Source organism: Micromonospora echinospora, assembly GCF_900091495.1.
GTDB classification, from domain to species: Bacteria; Actinomycetota; Actinomycetes; order Mycobacteriales; family Micromonosporaceae; genus Micromonospora; species Micromonospora echinospora.
This window is the reverse complement of the sequence record NZ_LT607413.1, coordinates 2,177,791-2,196,769: the sequence shown is the minus strand read 5'-3', so window position 1 is coordinate 2,196,769 and position 18,979 is coordinate 2,177,791. Positions and strand designations below refer to the sequence as shown.

Annotated in this window: 17 protein-coding genes and 1 riboswitch; of the genes, 9 read left to right on the top strand and 8 right to left on the bottom strand. The window is 71.8% G+C overall.

The window, feature by feature from the left end; genetic code table 11:
- Positions 1–99: 99 nt before the first annotated feature.
- The gene (locus GA0070618_RS10035; protein ID WP_088981406.1) at positions 100–570 is read right to left on the bottom strand and encodes a MogA/MoaB family molybdenum cofactor biosynthesis protein; all 471 of its coding nucleotides are present in this window, start codon (positions 568–570) and stop codon (positions 100–102) included.
- A complete protein-coding gene (moaC, locus tag GA0070618_RS10030; RefSeq protein ID WP_088981405.1) occupies positions 567–1,058 on the bottom strand; it encodes a cyclic pyranopterin monophosphate synthase MoaC in 492 nt (163 codons plus the stop codon). Before moaC ends, GA0070618_RS10035 begins: the two co-directional genes overlap by 4 nt.
- Before the next feature lie 682 nt (positions 1,059–1,740).
- Between moaC and GA0070618_RS10025 the strand changes: the two genes are divergently transcribed.
- The 6 genes from GA0070618_RS10025 (at position 1,741) to GA0070618_RS10000 (ending at position 8,610) form a co-directional block, all read left to right on the top strand.
- Positions 1,741–4,245: a putative bifunctional diguanylate cyclase/phosphodiesterase gene (locus GA0070618_RS10025; protein ID WP_088981404.1), complete on the top strand. Its 2,505-nt coding sequence runs from the start codon at positions 1,741–1,743 to the stop codon at positions 4,243–4,245.
- 68 nt (positions 4,246–4,313) lie between these two features.
- Positions 4,314–5,615 carry a glycosyltransferase 87 family protein gene (locus GA0070618_RS10020; RefSeq protein WP_088985417.1) on the top strand — a complete coding sequence of 434 codons (1,302 nt, stop codon included), beginning with the start codon at positions 4,314–4,316 and terminating at the stop codon, positions 5,613–5,615.
- Between the two features lie 9 nt (positions 5,616–5,624).
- Positions 5,625–6,263, top strand: coding sequence for a phosphoribosyltransferase (locus GA0070618_RS10015; RefSeq protein WP_088981403.1), 639 nt, complete (start codon positions 5,625–5,627; stop codon positions 6,261–6,263).
- Positions 6,264–6,280: 17 nt separating this feature from the next.
- Complete coding sequence (locus GA0070618_RS10010) at positions 6,281–6,682, top strand: TFIIB-type zinc ribbon-containing protein (protein WP_088981402.1); 402 nt, start codon at positions 6,281–6,283, stop codon at positions 6,680–6,682.
- Between the two features lie 203 nt (positions 6,683–6,885).
- Entirely contained in the window at positions 6,886–7,563 is a 678-nt protein-coding gene (locus tag GA0070618_RS10005) for a maleylpyruvate isomerase N-terminal domain-containing protein (protein ID WP_088981401.1), read from the top strand.
- Between the two features lie 79 nt (positions 7,564–7,642).
- A riboswitch (ZMP/ZTP riboswitch) is annotated at positions 7,643–7,727 on the top strand.
- Positions 7,728–7,749: 22 nt separating this feature from the next.
- On the top strand, positions 7,750–8,610 hold the full coding sequence (locus GA0070618_RS10000) for a bifunctional 5,10-methylenetetrahydrofolate dehydrogenase/5,10-methenyltetrahydrofolate cyclohydrolase (RefSeq protein WP_088981400.1): 861 nt from the start codon (positions 7,750–7,752) through the stop codon (positions 8,608–8,610).
- A 27-nt stretch (positions 8,611–8,637) separates the two neighbouring features.
- Here the strand turns inward: GA0070618_RS10000 and dnaB are convergent, their stop codons facing one another.
- On the bottom strand, positions 8,638–10,026 hold the full coding sequence (gene dnaB, locus GA0070618_RS09995) for a replicative DNA helicase (protein ID WP_414467603.1): 1,389 nt from the start codon (positions 10,024–10,026) through the stop codon (positions 8,638–8,640).
- Between the two features lie 1,401 nt (positions 10,027–11,427).
- Here dnaB and GA0070618_RS33405 point away from each other — a divergent pair.
- Positions 11,428–11,826 (top strand): hypothetical protein, encoded by a 399-nt coding sequence (locus tag GA0070618_RS33405; protein WP_094977979.1) that lies wholly within the window; start codon positions 11,428–11,430, stop codon positions 11,824–11,826.
- A gap of 86 nt (positions 11,827–11,912) precedes the next feature.
- Here the strand turns inward: GA0070618_RS33405 and rplI are convergent, their stop codons facing one another.
- From rplI to rpsF, 4 genes are all read right to left on the bottom strand, one after another.
- A complete protein-coding gene (rplI, locus tag GA0070618_RS09985) occupies positions 11,913–12,362 on the bottom strand; it encodes a 50S ribosomal protein L9 (RefSeq protein WP_088981399.1) in 450 nt (149 codons plus the stop codon).
- A 14-nt stretch (positions 12,363–12,376) separates the two neighbouring features.
- Positions 12,377–12,616, bottom strand: a complete 240-nt coding sequence (gene rpsR, locus GA0070618_RS09980; RefSeq protein ID WP_013289355.1) for a 30S ribosomal protein S18 — start codon at positions 12,614–12,616, stop codon at positions 12,377–12,379.
- Positions 12,617–12,657: 41 nt separating this feature from the next.
- Positions 12,658–13,173: a single-stranded DNA-binding protein gene (locus GA0070618_RS09975; RefSeq protein ID WP_088985414.1), complete on the bottom strand. Its 516-nt coding sequence runs from the start codon at positions 13,171–13,173 to the stop codon at positions 12,658–12,660.
- 97 nt (positions 13,174–13,270) lie between these two features.
- Positions 13,271–13,561 carry a 30S ribosomal protein S6 gene (gene rpsF / locus GA0070618_RS09970; protein WP_088981398.1) on the bottom strand — a complete coding sequence of 97 codons (291 nt, stop codon included), beginning with the start codon at positions 13,559–13,561 and terminating at the stop codon, positions 13,271–13,273.
- Positions 13,562–14,259: 698 nt separating this feature from the next.
- Here rpsF and GA0070618_RS09965 point away from each other — a divergent pair.
- Complete coding sequence (locus GA0070618_RS09965; RefSeq protein ID WP_088981397.1) at positions 14,260–15,045, top strand: deoxyribonuclease IV; 786 nt, start codon at positions 14,260–14,262, stop codon at positions 15,043–15,045.
- Positions 15,042–17,273 carry a collagen-like domain-containing protein gene (locus GA0070618_RS09960; RefSeq protein ID WP_231931681.1) on the top strand — a complete coding sequence of 744 codons (2,232 nt, stop codon included), beginning with the start codon at positions 15,042–15,044 and terminating at the stop codon, positions 17,271–17,273. Before GA0070618_RS09965 ends, GA0070618_RS09960 begins: the two co-directional genes overlap by 4 nt.
- A gap of 103 nt (positions 17,274–17,376) precedes the next feature.
- Here GA0070618_RS09960 and GA0070618_RS09955 read toward each other — a convergent pair whose 3' ends face one another.
- Positions 17,377–18,888 (bottom strand): glycosyltransferase family 87 protein, encoded by a 1,512-nt coding sequence (locus GA0070618_RS09955; RefSeq protein ID WP_088981396.1) that lies wholly within the window; start codon positions 18,886–18,888, stop codon positions 17,377–17,379.
- Between the last annotated feature and the right edge of the window lie 91 nt (positions 18,889–18,979).

Below are 18,979 nucleotides of genomic sequence, written 5' to 3'. Positions count from 1 at the left end.
ACTTCGCCCTCGATGGACGAGCAAGCCACCCCGTGCACGGGGTGCCCGGCGTGCCTCCGTCGGCCGGCCGGTCCTGCGGACGGCAACGCGGTGCGACCGTCAGTGGTCGCCGCCGCGCAGCTGGTCGACGGTGTGGGCGAGGATCGGGCCGAGCACGGCCAGCCCGTCCCGGGCTCCGCCGGTGGAGCCGGGGAGGTTCACCACCAGGGTCCGTCCGGCCACCCCGGCGAGCCCCCGGGAGAGCACCGAGGTGGGCACGGTGGCCCGGCTGTGCGCGCGGATCGCCTCGGCGATGCCGGGGATCTCGTGGTCGAGGACCGTCCGGGTGACGTCCGGGGTCCGGTCGGTGGGGGTGACGCCGGTGCCGCCGCTGGTCAGGACCACGTCCACGCCGTCGGCGACGGCGGCGCGCAGGGCCCGGCCGACCGGGTCGCCGTCGGGCACCACCACCGGGTCGTCGACCACGCAGCCGAGTTCCCGGAGGCCGGCGACGAGGATCGGGCCGCTGGTGTCGGCGTACACCCCGGCGGCGGCACGGTTGGACGCCACGATCACGCGGGCCCGGATCACGGCCGGTCCGCCGGCCGCTGCCAGTCGCCGGTCTTGCCGCCTTCCTTGCGGAGGACGCGTACCGCGTCGACGGAGGCCGCCGGGTCGACGGCCTTGACCATGTCGACCAGGGCGAGCCCGGCGGTGGCGACCGCGGTGAGCGCCTCCATCTCCACCCCGGTCCGGTCCGCCGTCCGCGCGGTCGCGGTGATCTCCACCGTGTCCTCGGTCAACTCGAAGTCCACCGTCACCCCGTGCAGGGCGATCGGATGACAGAGCGGGATCAGCTCCGGCGTGCGCTTGGCGCCCATGATGCCGGCGAGGCGACCCACGGCGAGCGCGTCGCCCTTGGGCAGACCGTCCCGCCGGAGCAGACCGATCACCTCGGCCGTGGTCCGCAGCCGGCCGGCGGCCACGGCCCGACGGCCGGAGACCGGCTTGGCGGAGACGTCGACCATGCGGGCCGCGCCCGCCGGGTCGAGATGCGTCAGCTGCGCGGGTTCCGTCACGCCCGTGAGCCTAACCCCGCCGCGACGCCCGGAGCGGCCACGGACTCCCCGGGCCGCCAGGTGACGGTGGAGATGGTCACTACCGGCGGGGTTTCCAAATGCCGGGGAACTATCCGAAGATGCACAGCAAAGGTGTCCCCGCGCCGGTGTCGCCGCGTACCCGACCACTCCACGATGACCGCGCCCCGATTACTCTCCGCTTCCCGGGCAATTCCGGAGGATCTGAGGTGAGCCACAATGACGTCATCGGTGATTCGGGGCAGCCGCCTTCTCCAGCCCTCGGTGACCGTCCGGTCACCGACCGATCCGCCGGACGGCGCCACTCGACCCGCCGACCCGACGGTGCGCATTCCGCAGCGGCAAGCGACAGTTTGAATGCGGAGCGAAAGCAGATCACCTCGCTCCGCTCAGGGCGGATGGACGGAAAGTAACAAAAGGTCGGACTCTTAACTAATGTTGCATATAGCGACATTTATCGTACCTAAGCTGCCATATCCTTGCCTAAGCTGCAGGTAGAGCAGGCAGGCGCCGGCACCCCGACGGGGCCGGAAAGGCAGAAAGGGTCGGGCCATGCGTGGCAGCGAGTGGGAGTGAATTAGACCCGGGAAGCGAAGAATCCCTGCGGTACGCTGCAGAGGCCAGCGAACCCCGGGGACGAACTGTGGCTGTTCTCAGGCGACACATGAATGAGACCGATCGGCAGCTCCGACTGCTTGTCGGTCTCGTCGTCGTGGCAGCCCTGGGCGTCGAGGTGGCAGCCGTCTGCGCCGCCGTGCTCACCAGACTCCCGACCACCGCCAGTGACGTCGCGATGCTGGTGATGCTCACCCTAATGATCTTCGTCAGCGCGTCGACGAAGGCGCGAATTCGTATCCGGTCGACCACACATTCGATCAGCTGGAACGAAACGGCAATCATCATCGGTATAGCGATCGCCCCCACGCCCTGGGTGATTCTCTGCACCGGCCTCGGCGTCGCCCTGGGCTCGCGCAAGCTGCCCGCCATCAAGATGGCCTTCGGCATCGGCAAGAACGTGCTGGTCGCCGGGACCGCCGGCCTCGTCCTCGCCACGCTGGGCTGGTCGTGGCCCCCACCCGGACTCGTCGACCTCGTCGTACCGGTGGCCGTCGCCTACCTCGCCGCCGCCCTCGTGGACGACCTGCTCGCCATCCCGGTCATCGCGCTCGCCTCCCGCACCCGCGTCTCCCGGCAGTTCCGCAGCAACCTCGACCTGCGCCTCACCGGCTTCGCGGTCCGCTTCGCGGTCGCCCTCTGCACCCTGGCCATCCTCCAGGCCGACACCCGGCTGCTGCTGGCCGTGCCACCACTCGTGATCAGCCTGCACCTGGCCTACTCGCACCGCATCCAGACCCGCACCGAACAGCAGGCCTGGCAGCGACTCGCCCGCACCACCGACGCACTCAACTCGGTGGACCTCGACCGGGTGCTCACCACCGCGGTCACCCAGGCAGCCGAACTCTTCTCCGCCGACGAGGTGGAGGTCGAGCTGCACGACGGCCCACGCAGCGTCCGCGGCAACAGCCAGACCATCACCTACGACGGCCCGGTGGGCGAACCCACCACCGTGGACGGCTCGGTCATCCCCATCCCGCTCGAAGGACACGACCGCACCAGCGACGTCGGCGTACTGCGCCTACGCTTCCGCGGCCCGGTACGCCTCAACGAACGCGAGCAGTACACCCTGCGGACCTTCGCCTCGGCCCTGTGCACGGCGGTCCGCAACGCCCAGGCGTACGCCGAACTGGCCCGCGCCGCCGCCGACCACGCCTACGCCGCCACCCACGACGCCCTCACCGGCCTGGCCAACCGCCGGCACCTGCTCGACCAGGGCAGCGCCCAGCTCAACGGCCGCCACGCCGACGGTGTCACCGCCCTCGCGTTGATCGACCTCAACCACTTCAAGGAGATCAACGACACCCTCGGCCACGCCGCCGGAGACCGGATCCTGGTGCAGGTGGCCGCCCGGCTACGCGAGGCGACCCGGGACGACGACCTGGTGGCCCGCCTCGGCGGCGACGAGTTCGCCGTCCTCCTGCGCGGACTTCCCGCCCCGGCGATGGCCGCCCACCGCGCCGAGGCCCTGCTCAGCACCCTGCACGAACCCTTCGACCTGGACGGCATACGCATCAGCGTCGAGGCCAGCGGCGGCATCGCCACCGCACCGGGCACCGGCGGCATGGCCGAACTGCTCCGCCGCGCCGACGTCGCCATGTACCAGGCAAAACGCAACGGCCAGCGGATCGCCAGCTACACCCCCGCCCGGGACACCGCCGACCTCGGCCGACTGGCCCTCGGCGGCGACCTGCCCCGGGCCGTCGCCGACCACGAGTTCGCGGTCAACTTCCAACCGATCGTCGACCTCGCCACCGGCGAGGTGGTCGGCGCCGAGGCACTCGCCCGCTGGCACCACCCCACCAACGGCACCGTCGACCCGGCCCGCTTCCTGGAAGCCGTGGAACGCTCCGGCCTCCTCCCCGCCTTCGCCGAAGCCGTCCTCGACCAGGCCCTCCTCGCCCTGGTGAGCTGGCGGGAGGCCGGGTTCGACATCCCGGTCGCGGTCAACGTCTCCCCCCGCAGCCTCCTCGACGCCCGTTTCCCCGGCTCGGTGCTCGCCCGGCTACGCGCCCACGAACTCCCCCCCGACCGGCTGATGCTGGAACTGACCGAGACCCTCACGCTCAGCCAGCTCGACATCGTCGACCGGGTCCTCGGCCGGCTCCGCGACGAGGGCGTCCGCCTGGCCCTGGACGACTTCGGCACCGGCTACTCCTCGCTCTCCCTGCTCTCCCGGATCCCGGTGCACGAAATCAAGATCGACCGAACCTTCGTCACCGACATGGAGAGCTCCGCCGAGGCGACCGCCGTCATCCGCTCCACCCTCGACCTCGGACGCAGCCTCGACCTCACCGTCGTCGCCGAGGGCGTGGAGAGCGAACCGCAACGCCGGGCCCTCTGGGAACTCGGCTGCCTCGCCGGCCAGGGCCACCTCTTCGCCCGCCCGATGCCCGCCAACCGTTTCCTCGCCGCCCTGCACCGGGGGGCCGGCGGCCGACCCGGCACCCTCGCCCCACCCCTGCACGACGCCGGCGCGGTGATCCGGCTCGCCCCCGGCCGCCGACCGAACGGACGGAACCGGACGGACCGTCTGCCACACTCTCCCGCGTGACCAGTCGGCCCGCGCCCCGCAGCAGCTCCGCACCCTCCGGGCAGCGCCCGCCCTCACGCGCCCGCCGGATCTGGCAGACGATCGACGGTGCGGCCGGCGGACTCCCCCTCGACCTCGGCCTCTACGCCGCCTCGGCCGCCTTCGCCGGAATCACCGCCGCCACCTCCACCCTCCCGCCCCACCGGGCCTGGGGGGCGGTCGCCGGCATCGGCTACCTCGTCGCCGCCCTCCTCGTGGCCGGCCAGCTCCTCGCCCGCCGACGCCGCCCCGACAGCCCGCTGGCCGGCACCACCGCCCGCTCGGCGATCACCGCCCTGACCTGGACGACCACCGCCCTCCTCCCGCTCGCGTGGCAGTCCGCGCAACGGTCGGCCGGGCGCACCGACCGGGCGCAGGAGGAGGTCGTCGTCGTCGAACACTCCGGGGCGCGGCTGATCCACGACGGCACCCCCTACCTCGGCCACGACGCCATCGCCGCCCTGCCGCCGGGGGAACAACTGCTCGGCTACACCCCGTACCAACCCGGCATGGCCCTCTTCGGCCTGCCCCGGGCCGCCCTCGACACCTGGTGGACCGACGCACGCGTCTGGTTCGCCCTGGCCACCGCGCTCACCCTCGCCCTCGCCGTCCGCACCCTGCGCGACAACACCGGTCGCCACGCTGCCGCAGGTAACCGCACCCGCACCGACGCCGCGCTGCTCCGCGCCGTCCAGACCGCCACCGTCCTACCGGTCTGCGCCCTCACCCTCGCCACCGGCGGCGACGACCTGCCCGTCCTCGCGCTCTGCCTGCTCGCCCTCGCCCACGCCGCCACCGGACGCCCCGGCCGCGCCGGACTCGCCGTCGGCCTCGCCGGGGCACTCAAGCTGTTCGCCTGGCCGATCGCCCTCGTCCTGCTCTTCTGGGCGGTCACCCGCCGGGCCGGAGGACGCTACGCCGCCGGCGCGTTCGGCCTGCCCGCCGCCGCCCTCCTGCCCGCCCTCCTCGTCGACCGCGACGCCCTGGTCGAGAACGTGCTCCGCTTCCCCCTCGGCCAAGGCCTCGTCACCAGCCCCGCCGCCTCCCCGTTCCCCGGCCACCTGATCGCCACCAGCCTCCCCGCCGGACGCGCCGTCGCCACCGTCCTGCTGGTCGCAGCCGGACTCGCGATCGCCGTGCGCCTGCTGCGCCGTCCGCCCCGCACCGCCGCCACCAGCGCCCTGATCTGCGGGTACGGCCTCCTCGCCGCGATCGCCCTGATGCCGGCCACCCGCTTCGGATACCTGCTCTACCCACTCGCCCTCCTGGTCTGGGCACCCGCGCTCCGACTCGCCGCACCCGACGGCTCCTCTTCCGCCGACTCCCCTGCGCGGGCGGCCGACAGGGCGTAGACCTGAGACATGACCACCTACCGCAACCGTGCCGAAGCGGGAAAGGCGATCGTCGACCGGCTCGGCGGACTCACCGGCCAGCCGGACGTCGTCGTACTCGGGCTCGTCCGGGGCGGCGTCCCGGTCGCCCAGGTGGTCGCCGACCGACTCGGCGCTCCCCTGGACGTCCTGGTGGTCCGCAAACTCGGCATGCCCTGGGCACCCGAGGTGGCCTTCGGCGCGCTCGGCCCCGCCAACGTGCGGGTCCTCAACGACGCGGTCGCCAGCCGGATCGACCCCGACGAGATCGCCCAGGTCGTCCGCCGCGAACAGACCGAACTGGACCGCCGGGAGCAGCTCTACCGAGCCGGCCGTCCACCACTGGACCTGACCGGCCGGACCGCCGTCGTCGTCGACGACGGCCTCGCCACCGGCGCCACCGCCCGCGCCGCCGTCCAGGTGGCCCGCCACCTCGGTGCCCGCCGCGTCGTGGTCGCCGTCCCGGTCGGCTCCCAGGAGGCGTACGACATGCTCGCCGCCGAAGCCGACCAGGTGGTCTGCGTCCAGACACCCCCCGACTTCGGCGCGGTCAGCCGTTACTACGACGACTTCCACGAGGTCTCCGACCAGGAAGTCACCGGAGCGCTCGCCGGGGCATCCTCAGGTTGACCGGGTACCGTCGAGAGATGCAGCTCACCTGTCCCAAGTGCCGAGGAGAAATGCGCCAGTACGAGCGCAGCGGAGTCGTCGTCGACCAGTGCGGCGAGTGTCGGGGGATCTTCCTCGACCGCGGCGAACTCGAAAAGCTGTTCGAGGCGGAGGCCAACTGGAACAAGCAGAACCCGGCCGCGCCACCGCCCGGCCAGGCACCGGGGCACGCCCCCGGCCAGCCGGGTGGCTACGCCCCTCCGCCGCCCCCGCCGCACCAGCCCGGTTACGGCGCCGTACCCCCGCCCCCGCCCCCGCCGCCGGGCTACCCGGCCGCGCCCGCACCCGCCTACGGCAGCCACGGCCACCAGCACCACGGCTACCACGGGCACTACCGCCGCAAGAAGCAGCACGGCTTCCTCGGCGACTTCTTCGGCTGATCCACCCGGCGCTCCGCCGCCGGCCCGCCCGGCGGCCGGCGGCGGACCCGCCCGACGGTCCTCGGACCGACCCACCCGATGCTCCTGGCCCACCACCCGGTGCCCGGTGAGCCGAACCGAACCGGCGCGACCGGACCGGAACCCACCGGTCCGGTCGCCCGTCGACCGGGCGGAACACCACCAGCCGTGCGACGCTCGGCACCATGACCGAGTTCCGGCAGCACGAGGCGCTCGCCGAGGCGTACGCGGGCATCACCGCCGTCGTCGGTGACCTCGACGATCACGAACTGCAACGACCCACCCGCTGCCGGGGCTGGCTCGTCGCCGACCTGCTCCACCACCTGCTCGCCGACGCCCAACGCGCGCTGGTCGCCCTGGCCAGCCCCGCCCACGGCCCAGCCGACGTCGACGACGTCACCTACTGGCGGTCGTTCCCGGCCGGCGACACCGACTCCGCCCGCCACGCCTGGTGGGCCCGCCGGTCCGCCGTCGCCTTCGACCGTCCCACCGGAGTGGTCCGGCTCTGGACCGAGACCGCCCCGGCCGCCGTCGGCGCGGCGACCGCCGCCGACCCGGACCAAGTGGTGAGCACCCAGGGACACGTGCTCCGGGTCGCCGACCTGCTCGCCACCCTGACCACCGAGGCGGCGGTGCACCACCTCGACCTCACCGTCGACCTGCCCGACCCGCCGGGACCGGGCCCGCTGGCCCGTACGGTGGCGGTGACGACGATGGACGGCCTGCTCAGCGACGACGCGGTCCGGCCCGCCGGCTGGACCGACGAGGAGTACCTGCTGAAGGCGACCGGCCGGCTCCCGCTCACCGACGCCGACCGGACCGAACTGGGCGAGGTCGCCGGCTGGTTCCCGCTGCTGGGCTGAACCGGTTCCCGCCACCGGGATCAACGGACGCCGCGCCACCGCGGCCGCCAGCCAGGACCGGTACTGACGACTACACTGTGAACCGGGCCGTTACTGGCGTTGAGGTGGAGCACCACCGGGGAGCGGCCCGACGACCGTCGATGCCGTACGCCTGGGCGCCCCTTCCACAAGGCTCAGGAGTGCCCCATGGCCCAGACGCCCCCGGCCCGGCTGATGGACGGCCGTGACCTCGCCCGGCGCATCGTCGACACCAGTTCCGCCACCGCCGCCGACCTGCGGCGACGCACCGGCACCGCCCCATGCCTGGCGACCGTGCTGGTCGGCGACGACCCGGCCTCCGCCACCTACGTCCGGATGAAACGCAACCGCTGCGAGCAGGCCGGAATCCGCTCCCGACACGTCGCCCTGCCCGCCTCGACCACCACGGACGAACTCGTCGGGACGATCGCCGCACTGTCCCGCGACCCCGAGGTGCACGGCATCCTCCTCCAGCACCCGGTCGGGGCGCACATCGACGAACGCGCCGCCTTCGAGGCCATCACCCCGGAGAAGGACGTCGACGGCGTCACCATGCGCTCCTTCGCGGCGATGGGGTTCGGGCTGCCCGGCTTCGTCTCCTGCACGCCCGGCGGCATCCTGCGGTTACTCGACGAATACCGGGTCGACCTGGCCGGCAAGCACGCCGTGGTGGTGGGCCGAAGCCCCATCCTGGGCAGACCGGCCGGGTTGCTCCTGCTCGGGCGGGACGCCACGGTCACCTACTGCCACTCCCGGACGACCGGTCTCTCCGCGATCACCCGCGAGGCCGACGTCCTGGTCGCCGCCGTCGGCAGGCCGCGCCTGATCACCGGGGCGGACATCAAGCCCGGCGCGGTGGTGGTCGATGCCGGCTACCACCCGGGCAACATCGGTGACGTCGACTTCGCATCCGCCCGCGAGCGGGCCAGCCTGATCACCCCGGTTCCGGGCGGGGTCGGACCGATGACCATCGCGGTCCTGCTGGCCCAGACGGTGGAGGCGGCGACACGCCAACTCGGTGCCGACTGAGCCGGAAGCGCAGAACGGGAACGGCCGTCAGACGATCGCCATGTCGACGAACCGCGACAGGTGAAGTTGCGCGGCCACGGTCACGGTGTCGGTCGGTCCATTCCGATGCTTGGCAACAATGAAATCCGCCTCCCCGGCCCGAGGCGACTCCTTGTCGTAGTAGTCGTCTCGATGCAAAAGGATTACAACGTCAGCATCTTGTTCAATCGAGCCAGACTCACGCAAATCAGACAATTGGGGTCGCTTGTCGGTGCGCTGCTCGGGACCACGGTTCAGCTGACTCACCGCGATGACCGGGCACTCGACCTCCTTGGCGAGGAGCTTGAGCCCTCGGGACAGGTCCGCGACCTCCTGCTGCCGGCTCTCTGTGCGCTTCGGCGACGTCATGAGCTGGAGGTAGTCCACCACGATCATCTTCAGGTCGTGCCTCTGCTTCAGCCGGCGCGCCTTCGACCTGATCTCCATCAGGTTCATGCTCGGAGTGTCGTCGACGAAGAGCGGCGCCTCGCTGATCTCGCCCATGCAGCGGGCCAACTTGGTCCAGTCGTCGTCGGAGAGCTGCCCGCTGCGCAGCACGTGCAGCGGCACCCGCGCCTCGGCCGAGAGCAGTCGCATGACGATCTCGACCTTGCTCATTTCCAGCGAGAAGATGGCTGCCGCTTGATTCGCGCGAATCGCGGCATTTCGGGCAAAATCCATACTAGCGGTCGATTTTCCCAAACCCGGCCGGCCGGCCACGATGATGAGTTGCCCCGGGTGTAGGCCGTTGAGAAGCCGGTCCAGGTCGCTGAAACCGGTCGGCACGCCGGTCATCACGCCGCCCTGCGCCCCCACCGCCTCGATCTCGTCGAGGGTGGGCTGGAGCATGTCGGCGAGGACGGCGAAGTCCTCGCTGACCCGCTTCTCGGTGACGTCGTAGATGGCCTGTTGGGCTAGGTCGACGACGTCGTCCACGTCACGGCTGCCGCCGGCGGCCGTGCCGTAGCCGAGCTGGACGATCCTGGTGCCGGCCTCGACCAGCCGGCGGAGCACGGCCCGCTCGGCGACGATCCGGGCGTAGTAGGCGGCGTTCGCCGCAGTCGGCACGCTCGCGATCACGCTGTGCAGGTAGGGTGCGCCGCCGACGCGGACCAGGTCCCCGGAGTCGGCCAGTGCCGCCGCGACGGTGATGGGGTCGGCCGGCTCGCCGCGGCCGTAGATCTCCAGGATGGTGTCGAAGATGGTGGCGTGGATGGGCCGGTAGAAGTCGTGCGTCTTGAGGATCTCGACGACGTCGGCGATGGCGTCCTTGGACAGCAGCATTCCGCCGAGTACGCACTGCTCGGCGGCGACGTCCTGGGGTGGGGTCTTGTCGAACTGACCGTCCCGCTGGGCTGGAGCGGGCGGCTGCCCGTTGGCCCGTGACTCGGTTCGCATGTCGTCGGTGACCGACACCGGCTCCCCCTCCGCTGCGTCGGATCGCATCCGGCCGGCCACCGGCGTGGCGGCTCGCCGCCGACCGGTCCGGCGATCGGGGGCCATCGTGGGGCCGGTCGGGGGCCAACCATACGGAACCCGAGGTGGAGGGCTCAAGCAACCCGGTGGACGAGCCTCGGGACAACCTGTGGACAGGAAGCCTCTGGGTGTGTGCAGCTTGTGCACAAACTGTGGATAACTCGCGGGTAATCCAGATCACCATGCGCTTGAGCTGCGGAAACTCTGCACACAGCCTGTGGAGGAAGATTTTCCCGGCCGATCGGGCCCGGCATCGTCCCGTACTATCTCGGGCATCAGCTCCGCCTGGGGGAGCGGATTGCACTTTCGGTTGAGAAGGGTCACGCTCCGGCCGTGAGTAACCGGGACTGGGCGCACGAGGTCCGCTCGCGTGAGCGTGCGCTGTTGTCCCCGTGGGGTGATCCGCTCGAGCCGTGTCCACCCTCCTCCGCCGGTCATCGGACGAGCAGCCGACGCCGTGCCGCCGAGCGCGGCCAGCCGGAGCCGGCCGACGACCACGTGCCCCGGTGGGCGCGGGAGGGGGTCGTTCCGGAATCGCGTGGCGGCGGCCGGCACCGGCACGATGGGCTGGCCCACGATCACGCCCCGCCCCGGGCCGATGTCGGCTGGCAGGCCGGTGAGGCGTGGCGTGCCGGGACGACGAGCTGGCGGGAGCCGGCAGGGACCGGGACGACGAGCTGGCAGAGGCCGGCGGGGACCGGGGTGCCGACCTCCGGTGCCGACTGGTCGGAAGACAGCCGTGGATGGCGGCTCGCCGAGCCGTCCGGCACGCCGGGGTACGTCGGGAGCCGCCGGGCCGGTGACGATCGTGTTCCGGGTCCGACGGGTCTGCCGTCGAGCCGGCACCGTCGTCCACCTTCGCACCGGTCGGGGGTGGGGTCGTCCGGGTGGGAGGATCCGGTCGGGCCGGTGGGACGTCCGGAGGTGCCCTGGCCGACCCGTCGGATCCGGCCCGAGCCGGACGGGGTTCCGCTCCGGGGGGTTGGTCCGGAGCCGCCGGTCCGGGAGCGTGGGGTGTCGCACCGGCAGCAGGACGGGGGTTCTGTCCCGTCGCCCGTTGCCGATGAATGGGACGCCTCGGGGGTCCACGTCTGGGACCGGCCGACGCCTTCGGGGCGTGGTGGGTGGTCGAACGGCGGCGAGCGGTGGGTGGAGTTCACCGACACCGGGCAGTGGGAGCTTCCCGCCCCGGTGACGCGACGGCGGCCGGCTCCCGTGCCGTCGGTTGGTCCGGCCCTGTTGCCGTTGCCGGGGCCTGCGCCTGGGCATGCGCCTGGGCCGTCGCGTCGTCCTGCTGCCCAGTCGCGTCGTCCGGGTGGGGCCGTGACGGTGCCGCAGCCCCGCCGGATCGAGGAGGACCTGCTCGATCCGGGTCCGAACGGTGGCATACGGTCGCTGCTCTATACGGTCGCCTGCTACGTGCTGCCGGCGCTGGCGGTCTTCGTCTGGCTGCTCACGTTGAGCGGTCAGGTCCCGACGGGGTGTGTCACGGACTTCACCGGTGGGGGTTGCGACTCGCCACGGGCACACGCGATCGACTCGTTCGTTTCCGGGGGGCCCCGGTTCGGGCTGGCCCTGGTGACGAGCCTGCTGGTGGCGATGGTGCTGCGACGGATCGGGACCACGTGGCGGACGGCGACGCTGGCGATGGCGTCGTCGGTGGTGGGCGGGGGTCTGTCCACGGTGCTGATCAGCGCGGTCACCGGCGAGCCGATCGGCTGATCCGGCCATCATCGGTGTTGGACTGCCCGGGCAACGCCGAGAGGCCCGCACCGGTCGGTGCGGGCCTCTCGCGGGTGGTGCCGTGGTTACTTGCTCTGCACCACGTTCAGGTCGAACTTGGCCGTGACCTCCGGGTGCAGCTTGATCCGCACCGGGTACGAGCCGAGGGACTTGATGGTGCTGGGCAGCTCCAGCCGACGCCGGTCGAGGGTCGGGCCGCCGGCCGCCTTGACGGCGTCGACGATCTCGGCCGGGGTGACCGAGCCGAAGAGCCGTCCGCCGTCACCGGCGCGGGCCTTCAGGCTGACCTTGAGGCCTTCGAGCTGAGTCTTGACCTCGTTGGCGTGGCCGAGGTCGCGGATCTCGCGGGCCGAGCGGGCCCGCTTGATCACCGTGACCTGCTTCTCCGCACCCTTGGTCCAGGCGATCGCGAAGCCCTGCGGGAGCAGGTAGTTACGGCCGTAGCCGTCCTTGACCTCGATGATGTCGCCCGGGGCACCGAGACCGGACACCTCCTGCGTCAGGATGATCTTCATTTCGGTGCCTCCTCTCAGCGGGTGGTGGCCGTGTACGGCAGGAGCGCCATCTCACGGGCGTTCTTGACCGCACGGGCGATCTGGCGCTGCTGCTGCGAGGTGACGCCGGTCACCCGCCGAGCGCGGATCTTGCCGCGGTCGGAGATGAACTTCCGCAGCAGCGCGGTGTCCTTGTAGTCGATGTAGGTGATCCCGTCCTTGTCGAGCGGGTTCACCTTCTTCTTCGGCTTGCGCAGTGCCGCAGCCTTGGCCATTGCTCGTGCTCCTGGTTTGCGATCGCGGGCGCTCGGCGCCATTAGAACGGGGGCTCCTCGTCAAAGTTGCCGCCGCCCGAACCACCGCGGGAGGGGGCCGGTGCAGCCGAGGCCCAGGGGTCGTCGAAGTTGCCTCCGCCGCCCTGGCCACCACCACCGCCACCACCGAAGCCGCCGCCTCCGCCACCGGAGCGGGACATCTTCTGCACCTTCGCCGTGGCGTAGCGCAGCGACGGGCCGATCTCGTCGACCTCGAGCTCGATGACGGTGCGCTTCTCGCCCTCGCGGGTCTCGTACGACCGCTGCCGCAGCCGACCGGACACGATCACCCGACTGCCCCGCTGGAGCGACTCGGCGACGTGCTCGGCGACCTGACGCCAGACGGTGCACGAGAGGAACAACGGCTCGCCGTCCTTCCACTCGCCGGAGGCCTTGTCCAGGAACCGGGGCGTGGAAGCGACCCGGAACTTGGCGACCGCCGCACCCGAGGGGGTGAAACGCAGCTCAGGGTCATCGGTCAGGTTGCCGATGACCGTGATGGTGGTGTCTCCTGCCATGACCATCTCCTCGCACACTCGTCAGCCGTTGCACAGGCTCGCAGAGCCGTATGACAGAGCCGACGAGATCGATCCGGGCGAACCGGGGGGTGGACGCTTAGCGCATCTCCGGCCGGATGACCTTGGTGCGCAGCACGGACTCGTTGAGGCGCAGCTGACGGTCCAGCTCGGCCACCGCTGCGGGCGTCGCCTGCAGGTCGATGACGGCGTAGATGCCCTCGGTCTTCTTGCTGATCTCGTACGCGAGGCGCCGGCGGCCCCACACGTCGGTCTTCTCCACCGAGCCACCCGCGGTCCGGATCACGTTCAGGTACGTGTCGAGCGACGGGGCGACGGTGCGCTCCTCGAGGCTGGGGTCGAGGATCACCATGATCTCGTAATGACGCAAGACGTGCTCACCTCCTGTGGGCTAAGCGGCCACGGTCCTTCCGTGGCAGGAGGTCGTGCGTCGTGCCCGAGCCGGTCCGGGGGAACCCAGGCGGCGGCGGGCAACCGGGCAAGGATACCCGGTCCCGACGATCATGCCCGCGACGGCCGGGCGCGCCGCGTGGCGAGCCGGACGACGACCCGGCGACCGGACCGGAAGGCCCGTAGCGGCCGACGATCGGCGTCGGAGCGCCTGCCGGGTCGCCAACGGAACCAGGGTCCTCTTCCGTTCGTCGCACACGACGGAAGAGGACCCTGATCCACTGGGCCGCGGGGCGTCCCGTCCGCATTCCTTGGGTGGGACCTGGGGAGGAACGACCACACCGATGAGGTTGGACCGGGAGCGCCCCGCGGAGCTATATCGTGTTGTTACCTTACGTTACCGCAGGTCTTGTCACCTGTTGGGGCAAATGACCCGATTGCTCTTGTCGAGAATCCTGCTCGGCCGGACAACTCCCCGGGTCGGCGGATGGACGGTCCATCCATCCCGGCAGGCTCCGGGGCGGGGGATGTCCCGGTCCACTCGGGTCGTCGACTCCCACCGGATCAACGACCACTCCAGGGTCCGGGTGACGCGGGCCGAGGGACGGTGCGACCCGAGCACGGCGACGCCGCCTTGCCGTCACCCGACGGCGGCGACCGCCACGTAGGCTCGCCTGCATGCGTATCGGAGCCCATGTCGATCCGGCCGACCCGCTAGCGGAGGCGGCGTCCCGAGCCGCCGACGCCGTGCAGTTCTTCCTCTCCGACCCGCAGGGCTGGAAGGCACCGAATCCGAGGGAGGACGCCGACCGCCTGCGCGCCGCGGAGGTCGACGTCTACGTCCACGCGCCGTACGTCGTCAACGTCGCCACGACCAACAACCGGATTCGGATCCCGAGCCGGAAACTGCTGCTCGGGCACGCGACCGGCGCGGCCGGGATCGGCGCGAAGGGCCTGATCGTGCACGGCGGCCACGTCAACGCGGGCGACGACCTGGCGACCGGCTTCGACAACTGGCGCAAGACCTTCGCGTACGCGGCCGAGAACGGTGGGTTCGGCGTACCGGTCCTGATCGAGAACACCGCCGGCGGGGACAATGCCTGTGCCCGGCGGCTCGACGCGCTGGCCCGGCTCTGGGACGCGGTGGGCGAGTACGACGTCGGGTTCTGCCTGGACACCTGCCATGCCCATGCCGGCGGGGAGGAACTGCTCGACCTGGTGGACCGGGTCAAGGCGGTGACCGGCCGGATCGACCTGATCCACGCCAACAACTCCAAGGACGCCTTCAACTCCGGTCGGGACCGGCACGACAACCTGGCCGGCGGCACCATCGACCCGGAACTGCTCGTGGCGGTCATCCGGGCGGCCGGCGCGCCGGTGATCGTGGAGACCCCGGGCGGGGCCGACGGGCAGGGCGCCGACATCGCCTTCCTCCGGGAGCACCTGGGCGGGACGACAGCATGAGCAGTGGGACGTCCGACACGACGCGGACCGGCCCCGGCCCGGGAACCGACGGCGACCGGACCGCGACCGGGGCAACCGCCCCGGACCCGGAGACCGCTGCCCAGCCGGTGAACGCCGGGCAGCCGAGCGACGCCGTGCAGCCGGACGTCCCGGGGAGTCGGAGGAAGACCGGGAAGGCAGCGGTTGCCGAGGAGCCGGCCACCAGTCCGGACTCCGCACCGGCCCCGGCCTCCGAGGACACCCGGACCTCGAAGGCCGTTCGCGACGGCGAGAAGACCGAGGACGACGACCGGGCCGAGGACGACAAGAAGGCCAAGGACACCAGTAAGACCGAAGACGGCAAGCAGGCCGAGGACGGCAGCAGGACCGAAAAGGGCAGCAAGGCCAAGGACAGCGGTACAGCGAAGGACGGCAAGGACGCCCCGGGGGGTGCCGACACCGATGCGGAGCCGGCGGACCCCTGGCAGGCGTTCGGACCGGCCCCGGCCACCGTGCCGGGCCGAGTCAGGCGGGCGACCCGCGCGGTCGGACGGTTCCTGGTCCACGAGTGGACCCTGGCGACCCTCGGCTCGCTCGTGCTGGCCGTCCTGCTGACCTGGCCGACGCTGCGCTACCCGCTGTACACGCTCCCCCAGGACTTCTACGACCCGGCGCTCCAGGCCTGGCAGATCGCCTGGTCGGGGCACATCCTGCTGACCGACCCGGCCCAGTTGTGGCAGGCGAACACCTTCTACCCGGAGTCGTGGAGCTTCGCCTTCTCCGACACCCTCCTCGGGTACGCCCCGGCGGGCATGATCGGCACCGGTCCCGAGGCCGCCATGCTCCGGTACAACGTCCTCTTCGTGCTCGCGCACGCGCTGGCCACGTTGGGGGCGTACGCGCTGGCCCGGCAGCTCGGCGCGGGCCGGATCGGCGCGGCGGTGGCCGGGGTGAGCTACGCCTACGCCCCGTGGCTGCTGGCCCAGGCCGGTCACCTGCACGTCATCTCCAACGGCGGCATCCCGTTGGCGCTGGCGATGCTGGCCCGGGGGCACGGCTGGTCCCTGCGGTACGGCTACCGTCCGAAGCGGCGGCACGCCGGATGGGCGCTGGCCGGTTGGCTGGTCGCCGCCTGGCAGCTCAGTCTCGGCTTCGGGATCGGCCTGCCGTTCGCGTACGTGCTGGCCGGGGTCGTGCTGGTCGCCACGCTCACCTGGTACCTGCGGCGGTACTGGATCCGCCCGGTCCGGCACCCGTTCGGTGCGCGGCTGCTGATCACCGACGTGGTCGGGGGTCTGGTCTTCGCCGCGACCGGCGTGCTGCTGTCCATCCCGTACTTCACGGTGGCGGAGCAGCACCCGAACGCGCGGCGCAGTATCGGCGACATCGACATCTACTCGCCGCCGGCCGTCGGCTTCCTCACCGCGCCCGCCGAGTCGCGGATCTGGGGCGGCCTGCACGAAGGCGCCCGGGCGGCACTGCCCTGGCACCCGGAGATGACCCTGCTGCCGGGCTTCGTGCTCTACGCGCTCGCCCTCGGTGGGCTGTTCTTCTCGGTGTGGCGGCTGCGCCACCGGCTGTTGCTGCTCGCCGGGGTGCTGGTCAGCATGGTGCTGGCGATGGGCACCCGGTTCTTCGGCGGCACCTTCACCTACGTTCCGCTCGTCGAACACCTGCCCGGCTGGGACGGCATCCGGACGCCGGGTCGACTGATGCTCTGGACCACCCTGCTGCTCGGGCTGCTCGCCGCCGGCACGCTCACCGCCTTCGCCATGCGGGTACGCGAGATCGCCGCCCAGCGGGTCCCGGCCTGGCCCGGTCCCTGGCTGCGGACGGCGACCCTGCTGCCGCTGCTGCTGGTCGTCGTGGAGGGGCTGAACGCCACGCCGCACCCGGTGGTGCCGCCCCAGCCGGCGGCGATGCGCACCGTGCAGGGGCCGGTGCTGGTGCTGCCGAGCGGGCAGAACCTGGACCAGCCGGTGATGCTCTGGACGACCACCAAATTCCAGGACGTGGTCAACGGTGGCAGCGGCTTCACCCCGGTGAAGCTGGCCGAGACGCGGGAGGCGACGCAGACCTTCCCGGACCCGGCCAGCATCGACCACCTGCGGCGGCTCGGGGTGCGAACCGTGGTCGTCCCGCGTGGGCAGGCGGCCGGTACCCCGTTCGAGCTGGCCGTCGAGATGCCGGTCGACGCGCTCGGCATCCGCCGGGAGGAGATCGGCGACGCGGTGGTCTACCACCTCTGAGGAGCCGCCCCGGGGCCACCGCCACCGGGGAACACGCATCCGCCGGTCGCTCGCGGCGGGCCGTCGCCGCCGAGAGGTCGCAAGGGCCCGCCGCGCCGGCCGGTCAGGTCGCGGTCGCGCCGACCGGTTCCGGCTCCGGTGCCGCCGACCGCTGCCGCCAGCGGGTGTACCAGGGGGCGTCCGGTGCTCCGTCGAGCATCCCGCCGTCCGGGTCGTCGGGGTAGGTGGCCCGGACCGGGTCGCGTTCGGGGTGCAGGACGTCCCGCACGATCAGCACGCAGAGCAGCACCACCGTGGCCAGTCGGAGCGTCGAGGCCAGCACGAACACGCCCTCCGGGATGACCGGCCGGCTGGTCGCCGAGCCGAGCAGCTCGCCGTAGAACGCGGCGAAGTAGCCGACCTCGGCGATCTGCCAGGCGAGGAACGCCCCCCAGCGCGGTCGGGCCAGCACCGCCAGGGGCAGCAGCCAGAGCACGAACTGCTGGGACCAGACCTTGCTGAAGATCAGGAAGGCGGCGACCACCAGGAAGGCGAGCTGGGCCAGGCGGGGACGGCGCGGGGCCAGCAACGCCAGCGCGGCCACCCCGAGGCAGGCCAGCCCGAAGAGGGCGTACGAGAGGTAGTTGAGCGTCGGGATGTTGGCGTTCAACCACTCGAACGGTCCCTGTTCCGTCGGGCTGCCCGGGTTGATCTTCCCGTCGAGGTACCGGCCGATGTACCAGAGCGTGCCCCAGTCGATCGGTCGGGTGCTGTTCAGCTCGAAGAAGCGGTCCCAGTTCTCCCGGTACGGCACGGCCGCCGGCAGGTTCACCGCGACCACGGTGAGTGCCGCCGTACCGAAGGCGGTGAGCGCGGCGCGCACCTTGCCGGCGCGTAGGGCGAGCACCAGGATCGGGCCGAGGACGAACAGCGGCCACATCTTGGCCGCGCCGGCCAGGCCGAGCAGGACCCCGGCCAGCGCCGGCCGGCTCCGGGCCCAGGCCAGCAGGCCCAGCGCACCGAGGCCGATGGCGAGCAGGTCCCAGTTGACGGTGGCGGTGAGCAGCAGTGCCGGGGCGAGGGCGAAGAGCGCGGCGTCCCAGGGTCGTCGGCGGCGCAGGGCGAGGATGACGGCAACCGTGACGACCGCCAGCGCGCCGAGCACCAGCACGTTCAGGTTGTAGAACCACATGCCCTGGTTGATGCCGGGATCGTCCACCCCGAGGGCGTGCACCGGCAGGCCGAGCACCCCCATGAAGTATCCGGTCAGCACCGGGTACTCGACCGGGTGGTCCCGGTAGGGGACCTTGCCCTCGTTGAGCCCTTCGGCGTAGTAGAGGGCGAGCACGTCGGTGTAGCAGAACCGGGTGTACTGGATGTTGTTCTGCCAGGCCCCGTCCTGGCAGGGCGACTTCTGCACCCAGTGCAGGGCCAGGGTGAGGCAGGTCAGGGCGAGCACGATGCGTACCGCTGTCCAGAAGCGTCGCTCCGACCCGGCGGGCCGGTCCAGGGCGGCGGCGTGGTCACCGAGAGGGCCGCCGATGAGCTGGGATGCGCCCCGGACGAACCCGTCGGACCGGGACGGATGGTCGCTGCGTTCAGCGTCGTCGATGCCAGCGGTCGGCTGCGTGCTCATAACCAGGCATCCTGCCGTACCCGAGGGCTCCCCGTCCCGCCCGTCGGGGACCTTGTCCCGACGGGCGGAAAACGCTCACGGCGGCCGGACG

Bases quoted from the DNA above. Each gene is read 5' to 3' on its own strand.
- rpsR (WP_013289355.1), bottom strand. From the start codon at position 12,616: ATGGCCAAGGCTGCGGCACTGCGCAAGCCGAAGAAGAAGGTGAACCCG.
- GA0070618_RS10015 (WP_088981403.1), top strand. From the start codon at position 5,625: ATGACCACCTACCGCAACCGTGCCGAAGCGGGAAAGGCGATCGTCGAC.
- GA0070618_RS09955 (WP_088981396.1), bottom strand. From the start codon at position 18,888: ATGAGCACGCAGCCGACCGCTGGCATCGACGACGCTGAACGCAGCGAC.
- GA0070618_RS10005 (WP_088981401.1), top strand. From the start codon at position 6,886: ATGACCGAGTTCCGGCAGCACGAGGCGCTCGCCGAGGCGTACGCGGGC.
- GA0070618_RS09975 (WP_088985414.1), bottom strand. From the start codon at position 13,173: ATGGCAGGAGACACCACCATCACGGTCATCGGCAACCTGACCGATGAC.
- rplI (WP_088981399.1), bottom strand. From the start codon at position 12,362: ATGAAGATCATCCTGACGCAGGAGGTGTCCGGTCTCGGTGCCCCGGGC.
- GA0070618_RS10000 (WP_088981400.1), top strand. From the start codon at position 7,750: ATGGCCCAGACGCCCCCGGCCCGGCTGATGGACGGCCGTGACCTCGCC.
- dnaB (WP_414467603.1), bottom strand. From the start codon at position 10,026: ATGCGAACCGAGTCACGGGCCAACGGGCAGCCGCCCGCTCCAGCCCAG.
- GA0070618_RS10010 (WP_088981402.1), top strand. From the start codon at position 6,281: ATGCAGCTCACCTGTCCCAAGTGCCGAGGAGAAATGCGCCAGTACGAG.
- GA0070618_RS10025 (WP_088981404.1), top strand. From the start codon at position 1,741: ATGAATGAGACCGATCGGCAGCTCCGACTGCTTGTCGGTCTCGTCGTC.
- GA0070618_RS09965 (WP_088981397.1), top strand. From the start codon at position 14,260: ATGCGTATCGGAGCCCATGTCGATCCGGCCGACCCGCTAGCGGAGGCG.
- GA0070618_RS09960 (WP_231931681.1), top strand. From the start codon at position 15,042: ATGAGCAGTGGGACGTCCGACACGACGCGGACCGGCCCCGGCCCGGGA.